Genomic DNA, 7436 nt, shown 5'->3' on the forward strand with positions numbered 1-7436 from the left:
GTCGATCGCCTGGGCCTCGCCCGCGACGTGGTGCTTCCCGGTTGGGTGAGCGACGCTCAGCTCGAAGCGCTGTTCCAGGTCGCCGACCTCTACGCCTGTCCCTCGCTGGTCGAGGGGTTCGGTCTCCCCGTCGTCGACGCCCTGCGGCGAGCCGTTCCCGTCCTCGCGAACGACGTCCCCGTGCTGCGCGAGGTGGGGGGCACGGCCGCCCGGTACGCCGATGCGACGGATGCCACGGCCTTCGGCGCGGCGATCCGCACGGTCCTCGCGGATCCACCGGATGCCGCGACGCGCGACGCCGCTCGAGAGTGGGCCTCGCGATTCACCTGGGACGATGCGGCGGACGGCGTCGCGACGGTTCTCGATCGCGCCCTCGGGGAGCCGCGATGACCGACGCCGCAGGGCCGGCGCCGCTGCGCGGACGCCTCGTGGGGTTCATGGTGGTCCCCGCGATCGCGGCGATCTCCCCGCTCCTCGTCCTCCCCCTGATCTCGCGCCTCGCGGGCGACGGCGGCTGGGCGAGCGCGGTCGCGGGCGAAGCCATCGGCACGTTCGCCGCGATCGCAATCGGCTACGGGTGGACGGCCGTCGGCCCGGCCCTCATCTCGATCGCCCCCGACGGCGACCGGCGCGCGCGGCTGTACCGTGACTCGATCGTCGTGCGACTCCTGCTCGCCGCGATCGTGCTGCCCATCCTCGCGGTGGTGTGCTGGTTCGTGGCGTCACCCGGATCCGAGCTGCTGACGGTGCTGATGGGCGTCCAGGGCGCCCTGATCGCCCTGTCGTTCACGTGGTACTGCGCCGGGGTGGGCGATCCGCGCACGATCATCTTCTTCGACGCGGTCCCGCGCGTTGTCGCCACCGCCCTCGCCGCGGGAGCGATCCTTCTGACCGGGATCGTCGAGCTCTACCCGATCGCGGGCATCCTCGTGACGCTGGGCGGCACGACGCTGTTCAGCGCGCGGCTGCTGCGTCGGCATCCGGGTCCTTGGCCGCCCGCGCGCGAGATCCCCGGGCTCCTGCGCGCGGGTCTGCCGGTCGCGGTCAACGATGCCGCTCTGAGCGCATACTCGAGCGTCCCCGCGCCGCTCGTGAACGTCACGGCGCTGCCCTCGGCTGCGGCGGGATACGCCTCGGCCGACAAGATGTTCAAGCTCGGCAGCGTGCTCCCGTTCACCCTGGCGAGCGCCTTCCAGAGCTGGGTGAGCGAGGGCGATCCCCTCGACCGCCGACGCCGCCTGCGCGTCGCCCTCGGCACGCACGTCGCCTTCGGTCTCCTGGGCGCCGTCGTCCTCACCGTCCTCGGACCGTGGGTCAGCCTGGTGATGTTCGGGGAGTCGGCCGCGGCAGGGCTCGATCTCGTCGCGGCGATGGGCCTCGTCTTCCTCTTCCTCTCCGTCCGTACCTCCATGACACGTCACGTGCTCTTCCCCGCGGGTAAGGCCCGTCTGGTGATGACCGTTACGCTCGTTGCGACGGCGATCGGCGTCCCCGCCATGGTCGCGATGGCCATCGTGATCGGCCCCCTCGGCGCAGCCCTCGGCTACGCCCTCACCGAGGGCCTGGCCACCCTCCTGCTGTGGCGACCGTGTGCCCTCGCGATGCGCGACATCGCGTCCCCTCCGGCCCGACGAGAACAGGACCGCACCGCATGACCCCCTCCCCCCGAGATGCGACCACGCGCATCGGCGCCGTCGTCCTGACCTGGCGCGACCGTGTCCAGACCGTGGAGTGCGTGACCGGGCTCCTCGCCTCACCGGCCGTCACCCGTGTCGTCGTCGTCGACAACGAGGCCGATGGGACGATCCAGGATGCCTTCGCGCCCGACGATCGCATCGAGTTCGTCGAGCTGAGCGCCAACACCGGATTCGCGGTCGGGGTGAATGCGGGGATGAAGGTCCTCCTCGCCGACGACGAGATCGATCTCCTGCTCGTGATGAACAACGACGCGACCCTTCCCGTCGACGACATCGACCGGCTGCGTGAGGCACTCGCCACGGATGCGTCCCTCGGGGTCGTCGGACCGCGCATCGTCACCCCCGACGGCCAGCGCTTCTCCGCCGGCGGGATCGTGAACCGCCTGACCTGGGGGATCCGACAGCCGCGCCCCGGGGAGCAGCCGGACTTCCTCACCTGGGCGTGCGTCCTCCTGCGACGCTCGACGCTCGAGACGGCGGGACTCCTCGACGAGCGCTTCTTCATGTACTGGGAGGACGTCGAGTACGGCTTCCGCCTGCGTGAGCGGGGCATCGGGTTCGCCGAGGTCGCCGACGCCGTGCTCACCCACGCGGTCTCGTCCTCCCACTCACGCGCGGGCTCGCGCATCCTCGCGTACTCGAGCCAGGCATTCCGTCACTTCCTGACCCTGCACGGCGGCGCCACGACCGCCACGGGCCTCGCCCGCCTCAGCGCGAAGGTCCTGCTCACCCTGGCCCAGGGAGATCGACGCGGTGCCGCCTACGTTCGAGCGGGCTGGCGTCTCGGTTCCCCCGCTCCCGATCCGGCCTACCCGGCCGTCAACGCCCTGCCCTGAGAGGACGCCCCATGACCATCGGCTTCGTCGTGACGACCCTGGGGCGGCTCGAGCCGCTCCGCGCGCTTCTCGCCTCCCTCGAGGACCAACTGAGGGAGGGCGACCATGTCGTCCTCGTCGCGCAGGGCGCCCAGGACGATGTGGCGGCCCTCGCCGCCGAGTTCGCCGCGCGCGGTGTTCCGGTGACCGCGACGACCTCGGCCCGGGGTGCCTCGTTGGGCCGGAACACCGGCGTCGCCGCCCTCCCGGCCGGCGATGCCGTCGTCACCTTCCCCAACGACAACACGACCTACCCGGCGGGCACCGTCGCCGCCCTGCACGCCGCCGTCGACGGGGCCGATTTCCTCGCGGGCGGGTTCACCTCCTGGGATGAGCGCGGCCCCAAGACGACGCTGCCGTCCGCGGGAACCCCGCTGGACAAGTACAACGTGTGGTCGGTCATCGAGATGGGCATCCTCATCCGCCGCTCGCTGTTCGACGCCGTCGGCGGATTCGACGAGAACATGGGTCCCGGGTCCGCGTCGCCCTGGCAGGTGGCCGAGGGCACCGATCTGCTGCTGCGCGCGATGGCGCACGAGCCGCGCCTGGTCCGCGAGTTCCGGTGGCTCCCCGCCGACGTCCACGTCGATGGGATCTCGACCGGCTTCGGGCTGAGCACGGCGGAAAGGCGACGCAAGCTGCGCGCTTACGGCCGCGGCACGGGGCGCGCGTTCGCCGTCCACGGATACCCGCTCTGGTGGCGACTCGCCTTCACCGCCGCGGGTCTGCTCTACGGTGTCCGCAACCCGCGACCGATCACCCTCGGCGACGGGTGGCCGATGTTCCTCGGTCGCCTCGAGGGCACCCTCGGGCGCACCTTCGGCCAGGCGCGCATGGTCTCCGCGACCCGCTGAGCGCCCGAGACCCCGCTGTTACGCTGAGAACGTGTCATCCAGAGTTCTCATCACCGGCGGCGCCGGCTTCATCGGGTCCCATCTCTCCGAGCGCCTCCTGGCCGAGGGCAACGAGGTCATCTGCGTCGACAACTTCTTCACGGGGTCCCGTCGCAACGTCGAGCACCTCTTCGACAACCCGCGATTCGAGCTCCTCCGGCACGATGTGACCTTCCCGCTGTACGTCGAGGTCGACCAGATCTACAACCTGGCGTGCCCCGCGTCTCCCGTGCACTACCAGCACGACCCGGTGCAGACCACCAAGACCAGCGTCATGGGCGCGATCAACATGCTGGGCCTCGCCAAGCGCCTGCGCGTGCCGATCCTCCAGGCATCGACCTCCGAGGTCTACGGCGACCCGGCCGTGCACCCGCAGACCGAGGACTACTGGGGCAACGTGAACCCCATCGGCACGCGCTCCTGCTACGACGAGGGCAAGCGCGCCGCCGAGACGCTGTTCTTCGATTACCGCCGCCAGCACGACCTGTCGATCAAGGTCATCCGCATCTTCAACACGTACGGCCCGCGCATGCACCCGAACGACGGGCGCGTGGTCTCGAACTTCATCGTGCAGGCCCTCCGCGGCGAGCCGATCACGATCTACGGAGACGGCTCGCAGACCCGCTCGTTCTGCTTCGTCGACGACCTCGTCGACGGCATGGTCCGTCTGATGAACACCGGCCACGACGTGACCGGCCCCATCAACGTCGGCAACCCGGGCGAGTTCACCATGCTCGAGCTCGCGAACGCCGTGCTCGAGATCACCGGGAGCTCCTCCACGATCGAGCACCGCCCCCTTCCGCAGGACGACCCCAAGCAGCGGCAGCCCAACATCGACCTCGCGCGCCGCGAGCTCGGGTGGGAGCCGACGGTCGCGCTGCGTCCCGGCCTCGAGCGCACGATCGACTACTTCCGCTCGGTACTGGCGGGCTGACACCGTGGCTCACGTTCTCATCACCGGCGGCGCGGGCTTCATCGGAAGCCGCCTGGCAGCGCGCCTCGCGGCGTCCGGTCACCGCGTCCGTGTGCTCGACGCGCTCCTCGCCCAGGTGCACGGCTCGGATCCCGACACCACCTCGCCGTTGCTGCGCGCCGTCGCGGACGTGGCCGAGGTGCACCGGGGCACCGTGACGTCGGTGGACGACCTGCGGGCGGCCCTCGTCGATGTCGAGATCGTGATCCATCTCGCCGCCGAGACCGGCACCGGCCAGTCCATGTACGAGATCGACCGCTACGTGGAGGCCAACATCGGCGGCACCGCGAAGCTCATGGATCTCCTGACTAATGAGCCGCATTCCGTCCGACGCGTGGTCGTGGCCTCGTCGCGGTCCATCTACGGCGAGGGGGCGTACCGCACCGCAGCCGGCGCCGTCGTGTACCCGCCGCATCGGACCGATACCGCCATGGCGCAGGGTGATTTCGCCGTCCACGGTGACGACGGCGAGAAGCTCGAGCTGATCCCCACGCCCGAGGACGCGGTGCTGCACCCCTCTTCGGTCTACGGGATCACCAAGCAGGTGCAGGAATCGCTCATCATGACGGTTGCCCCGACGATCGGCGTGGAGGCCGTGTCCCTGCGATACCAGAATGTCTACGGGCCGGGACAATCGCTCACCAACCCGTACACCGGGATCCTCTCCATCTTCTCGACCCTCATCCGTCAGGGACAGGGCATCGACGTCTTCGAGGACGGGCAGGAGAGCCGCGACTTCGTCTACATCGACGACGTGGTAGAGGCCACGTTCCTGGCAGCCACGTCTCCCGCGGCTGCAGGCGGGGTCTTCAACGTCGGGTCGGGGACCGCGACGACCGTGCTCGAGGTGGTCGAGGCACTGTCCGCCGCCTTCGGCATTCCGGTGCAGACATCGATCACGGGTCGGTACCGGCTCGGCGATATCCGCCACAACGTCGCCGACACGGAGCGCCTCAGCGCGGTACTCGGCTTCCGCCCCGCGGTCCCCTTCGCCGAGGGCGTGCGCCGCTTCGTCGAGTGGGTGGTCCAGGAGCCCGTGGGTGGGGACACGTACCGCCAGTCCCTCGAAGAGATGGCCGCTCGACGGCTGCTGAAGTAGAGCCGTCCGCGGATCACCGCCCGGTTCACCTGCTCGCGCGCGTGTCCTGTCCGCGTGCCGTCGAGTTCGGGGCCGCGCCGCGAACTGTGACACGATGAAGGCGTGAAGGGCATCATTCTCGCCGGTGGTTCGGGCACGCGACTGCATCCGATCACGCTCGGCGTCTCGAAGCAGCTTATTCCGGTCTACGACAAGCCGATGGTGTACTACCCGCTGTCGACACTCATGCTCGCCGGCATCCGCGACGTGCTGATCATCACGACTCCGCACGATGCGCCATTCTTCGAGCGGCTCCTCGGCGACGGGTCGCAGTTCGGCATCAATCTGTCTTTCGCTCAGCAGCCTTCCCCCGACGGCCTCGCCCAGGCGTTCACGATCGGGGCGGACTTCATCGGCGATGACAAGGTCGCTCTGGTGCTCGGTGACAACCTCCTGTACGGCCCCGGACTCGGTACGCAGCTCAAGCGCTTCACCGACGTCGACGGCGCCGCGGTGTTCGCCTACTGGGTCGGCGAGCCGACCGCGTACGGCGTGGTCGAGTTCGACGGCGACGGCCGCGCGGTCTCCCTCGAGGAGAAACCCGCCCAACCGAAGAGCAACTACGCCGTGCCCGGCCTCTACTTCTACGACAACGACGTCGTCGAGATCGCCCGCGGACTCGAGCCGTCCCCCCGCGGCGAGTACGAGATCACCGACATCAACCGGGCGTACCTCGAGGCCGGCAAGCTGCAGGTCGAAGTGCTTCCGCGCGGAACCGCGTGGCTCGACACCGGCACCTTCGACCAGATGACCGACGCCGCCGATTACGTGCGCACGATCGAGCGCCGCACGGGCCTGCGCATCGGGGTACCCGAAGAGGTGGGCTGGCGACAGGGCTTCCTGTCCGACGAGGCTCTGCGCGAGCGCGCTCAGACCCTCGTGAAGTCCGGCTACGGCGCATATCTCCTCGAAATCCTGGAAAGAGGCCACTGATGGCACGCCTTCTCGTCACCGGCGGCGCCGGCTTCATCGGGTCCAACTTCGTCCACCACGTCATCGCGCACACCGACCACACCGTGACGGTGCTCGACAAGCTCACCTACGCCGGCAACCGGGCATCGCTCGCCGGCCTTCCCGAGGACCGGGTGCACCTGGTCGTGGGCGACATCGCGGATGCCGCAGTCGTCGACCCTCTCGTCGCCGAGGCGGATGCCGTGGTGCACTACGCCGCCGAGTCTCACAACGACAACTCCCTCCACGACCCGCGCCCGTTCCTCGACACGAACATCATCGGCACCTACACGCTGCTCGAGGCGGCGCGTCGCCACGATGTGCGCTTCCACCACATCTCCACCGACGAGGTCTACGGCGACCTCGAGCTCGACGACCCGGCGCGCTTCACGGAGAGCACCCCGTACAACCCGTCATCGCCGTATTCCTCCACCAAGGCGGGGTCCGATCTCCTCGTGCGCGCCTGGGTGCGGTCGTTCGGCGTCCGCGCGACCATCAGCAACTGCTCGAACAACTACGGGCCGTACCAGCACGTCGAGAAGTTCATCCCGCGTCAGATCACGAACGTGCTCCGCGGCGTCCGTCCCAAGCTCTACGGCACGGGCGAGAACGTCCGCGACTGGATCCACGCCGACGACCACTCCTCGGCTGTTCTCACGATCCTCGACAAGGGCAAGATCGGACAGACGTACCTGATCGGTGCCGACGGTGAGAAGGACAACAAGACGGTCGTCGAGTTGATCCTGCAGCTGAGCGGCCAACCCACGGACGCCTACGATCTGGTCACCGACCGGCCCGGCCACGACCTGCGCTACGCGATCGATTCGACCAAGCTGCGCACCGAGCTCGGATGGGCGCCGACCTACGGCGACTTCGAGTCTGGTCTGGCCGCGACCATCGACTGGTACC

General features: G+C 69.3%; 8 protein-coding genes. All 8 read left to right on the forward strand.

Translation table 11 applies throughout. The features are described 5' to 3' along the window. The coding region (locus P2P98_RS15455; RefSeq protein ID WP_275801040.1) for a glycosyltransferase at positions 1 to 390 on the forward strand (390 nt) is incomplete at its 5' end. Beyond that, entirely contained in the window at positions 387 to 1655 is a 1269-nt protein-coding gene (locus P2P98_RS15460; RefSeq protein WP_275801041.1) for a hypothetical protein, read from the forward strand. The genes P2P98_RS15455 and P2P98_RS15460, both read left to right, overlap by 4 nt. Then, positions 1652 to 2533, forward strand: a complete 882-nt coding sequence (locus P2P98_RS15465; protein ID WP_275801042.1) for a glycosyltransferase family 2 protein — start codon at positions 1652 to 1654, stop codon at positions 2531 to 2533. Before P2P98_RS15460 ends, P2P98_RS15465 begins: the two co-directional genes overlap by 4 nt. Positions 2534 to 2544: 11 nt before the next feature. After that, positions 2545 to 3426: a glycosyltransferase gene (locus P2P98_RS15470; protein ID WP_275801043.1), complete on the forward strand. Its 882-nt coding sequence runs from the start codon at positions 2545 to 2547 to the stop codon at positions 3424 to 3426. Between the two features lie 31 nt (positions 3427 to 3457). Beyond that, positions 3458 to 4399, forward strand: coding sequence for a UDP-glucuronic acid decarboxylase family protein (locus P2P98_RS15475; RefSeq protein ID WP_275801044.1), 942 nt, complete (start codon positions 3458 to 3460; stop codon positions 4397 to 4399). A 4-nt stretch (positions 4400 to 4403) separates the two neighbouring features. After that, positions 4404 to 5537, forward strand: a complete 1134-nt coding sequence (locus tag P2P98_RS15480; RefSeq protein WP_275801045.1) for an NAD-dependent epimerase/dehydratase family protein — start codon at positions 4404 to 4406, stop codon at positions 5535 to 5537. 102 nt (positions 5538 to 5639) lie between these two features. Beyond that, entirely contained in the window at positions 5640 to 6509 is an 870-nt protein-coding gene (rfbA, locus tag P2P98_RS15485; protein WP_275801046.1) for a glucose-1-phosphate thymidylyltransferase RfbA, read from the forward strand. Beyond that, on the forward strand, positions 6509 to 7436 hold a 928-nt coding region (gene rfbB, locus P2P98_RS15490; RefSeq protein WP_275801047.1), incomplete at its 3' end, for a dTDP-glucose 4,6-dehydratase. The genes rfbA and rfbB, both read left to right, overlap by 1 nt.

It is taken from the genome of Microbacterium sp. Kw_RZR3 (genome assembly GCF_029222405.1).
GTDB lineage: Bacteria > Actinomycetota > Actinomycetes > Actinomycetales > Microbacteriaceae > Microbacterium.